Annotated in this window: 2 protein-coding genes and 1 pseudogene; all 3 read right to left on the bottom strand. The window is 57.1% G+C overall.

The genetic code is table 11. The annotated features are described in order from the left end of the window. Positions 1-1,180, bottom strand: a pseudogene (locus WCA53_RS14445) (LPD7 domain-containing protein); the annotation flags it as partial. Positions 1,181-1,192: 12 nt separating this feature from the next. Beyond that, positions 1,193-1,558: a plasmid mobilization protein gene (locus tag WCA53_RS14450; protein ID WP_423911368.1), complete on the bottom strand. Its 366-nt coding sequence runs from the start codon at positions 1,556-1,558 to the stop codon at positions 1,193-1,195. Beyond that, positions 1,539-1,946 (bottom strand): hypothetical protein, encoded by a 408-nt coding sequence (locus WCA53_RS14455; protein WP_423911371.1) that lies wholly within the window; start codon positions 1,944-1,946, stop codon positions 1,539-1,541. The genes WCA53_RS14450 and WCA53_RS14455 overlap by 20 nt, the downstream gene beginning before the upstream one ends. Between the last annotated feature and the right edge of the window lie 823 nt (positions 1,947-2,769).

The raw sequence follows: 2,769 nt of genomic DNA on the forward strand, positions 1-2,769 counted from the left end.
GTGCGGCCTCGCGTTGACCTCGTGGATCGCCCCATCCTCGTCGATCACCGGGGCCAGGGTATTCAATCCCTCGCCATGGCTGCCATTGCCCGAATCGGTTGTCTCGTCGTGAGCTGGTTCGTTCTTCTCTGCCATCATGCCCTCCAAATGGTTGGTAAAAGCGCGCTTCACGCTCGATCAGGATGTACCGCTGTTCTTCGGGCGAGGCCTTCTGATACACCTGGTAAAAAGGACTGCCGCTATTGAGATATTTAGCTTCGCGTGCACGAACCTCATGCCATTCGCGCAACGCCTCGAGCATCGCCGCAGGTGTCTCGCGCGGCACACCAGGTGTCTCGTATTTCGCGTTCAGACTGGCCACCAAGGCCTCACGTTTCGCATCGGCGTCCAACTCAACGAACTCACGCGTGAACACATATTCCTTCAGGTTGACGCCCTTCGCGTCCCCTGCCCGTTTCACGTTCTCGTATTCGCGGCTTCTCCCTGCGTTGCGCGTACGTGTCTCGCCGAACTCGGCGAGAAGCGCTTGAAAGCCTTCATAGCGGGTGATACCCCGCGTCATCATGGCCTCGAGAATGGACGCCTTCAGCTCGCGGTTCGCCCCGGCAAACACGTCGCCTTTGTAACGACTGATCATCTCCGACGCGTCGTTGAATTCAACGCGCCGGTTGTCTTTCGGGCTCGCCAGCCCGAACCGGTTGTTGGTGTGTTCCTGGAACGCCTCAAGAAACCGTACCTGCCGATCGACCAGGCCGAACGGATCGAGCCGCTGCCCGGTGAGCAGGTTCACCTTCGGCAGCACGATATGGACGTGAACCTTCCGCTCGATCGGGTCTCCACTTCGTCGATCGGCGTAACTCTTTAGCCGTGGAACGTGAGCTTCGGCATAGAAAGCGTATTCGTCTCGCCGAAAAGCGGACATCGCAAACGCTTCGAAGTCGCGAACAACTTGCTCCAACACGTCACGCGATACTTCGTCCTCTTTAAACGAGAGCGTGATATTCAGATACCGCTCCGAATCCGTCTCGATGGATTGAATAATCTCGTTGGTAAGATCAAGATCGCCCGCAAGAATCACCCGCTCGTCCATTTCGTCGCGACTGAACTCACGATCCTTCTTCTGGCCTTTTTCCAGATACTCTTTAATGCCGTCGTTATAGCCTCGGATGCGAATGAGCATGATTAATCCGCCCTACTCGACTTGGGCCAGCGTGGCCTTCAGATAGCGCGAGATCATTTGCAATTGATCGAGCATCTGTTCGTAGGTCGCCTCAGACAGCTTGCCGCACGCATGTTCGGAATTCGCACGGTGTGCGAGCTGGTTCAGGTTGTTGCTAGTCTTGTTGAACACGTACAGCAGACGCTTCCGGTCGTCGCTCGCTTTCGGACGCGCGATCACCTGCGTGCGATTGGTCAGCACGGCCTGGCGAAAAAACTCGGATTGGGTCAGACCCGACGCGTCAACTTTCTCAAGGTACACGGCGCGATCCGCTTCCGACAGCCGGAACGCGATGGGCTTGCCGAGCCCCACACCGCCGTTACTCTTCGCGCGCGGCATCGACACCCTCTCGCGCTTCACGGGCATTGTCGGCTTGGGTTTCCCGATAAAGCCTGGCCACGTTTGCCTTTGCCAGAGCCTTCTTCGAGATCACCGGCGTAATGCCCAGGTACATCTCCAACGCATCAACCGCATCCGCTCGATGAAAACACGGGCTGGGATCTTCGATTTCGCCGTCCTCGATTGAAATCCACACCTCACCTTCTTCGATGGTCTGCCCAAGATGCGCAATGCTGCGCTCGTCGGTTTCGGCCCGCTCTAACAGCGCGCGGGCCGTGTCGCGATCCGGGACATCAACCTCCATCACGATGACCATCTTGTCGTCATCAAAGGTGGGATTGTCGCTTTGCGCGACCTCCACCAGGATCCGCACCATCTCCGATTCCATCAGCGCTCCGGTAGGGTTCACGAGGCGGCGGTGGCCGCCGGGGTTTCAAAGGGGAGCGCCCCTTTGGCACGGATATTTTGCACGATGCGTAGCAGCGTGTAAACATATCAGACGTGCCTCGCCAAACCCTATGAAATTGATTAGGATGCGGATAGATTCGACAAGGGTGCGTTAAAGACGCATGGAGAATTCAGGTAGGATGTGGTGAGGATGCAGGTACCCCATTTCAGGATGCAGTCGAAATGCACATAGGATGCAACTATGCCCCTTTCAGACTTTGCCGAACGAATCGAACGATTAAGCGCCGCCGCGCGTGCTCAGTCGCAGACCGCACGACTTGCCCCCTATTTCCCAGCGGTTGACCATGCGCTCGCAAACGGCGTATCGCTCCAAGCGATCCTCGACGAGCTTCGCCACGAAGGATTCGATTTCCAGCTCACCGGGCTAAAGTCTGCGCTGTATCGAATTCGCAAAAAAATGGCGGGACTGCCGTCACAGGCTACGCCGAACGTGAAAGACACGAAGCAAGCTCAACCGTCCGAGAACGCCGACACGGCATCACCCCGCCCCACCTCGACGACAGACGAGCCCCCGGGAATCAAAAGCGTTGCGCAGATACAGCAAGAAAATCCGTTTATGCCTCGCCTTCAGGTTACCAAGCTATACGCTCGACAGTACGACCGCCCAGCGATATCCAACGAAACGTTTGAAGAGATGAAACGCAAATTCGCGGCGAAGTCAAAAGCTTGAACACATCGCCCCTTTGATGCGCTTCGGGTCGGCGCACCCCACGTCTGCTGGCGCAGGCGTCCAAGCGCCTGAT

The organism is Caballeronia sp. (assembly GCF_049581465.1).
GTDB lineage: Bacteria > Pseudomonadota > Gammaproteobacteria > Burkholderiales > Burkholderiaceae > Caballeronia.

Bases quoted from the DNA above. Each gene is read 5' to 3' on its own strand.
- WCA53_RS14450 (WP_423911368.1), bottom strand. From the start codon at position 1,558: ATGCCGCGCGCGAAGAGTAACGGCGGTGTGGGGCTCGGCAAGCCCATC.
- WCA53_RS14455 (WP_423911371.1), bottom strand. From the start codon at position 1,946: ATGGAATCGGAGATGGTGCGGATCCTGGTGGAGGTCGCGCAAAGCGAC.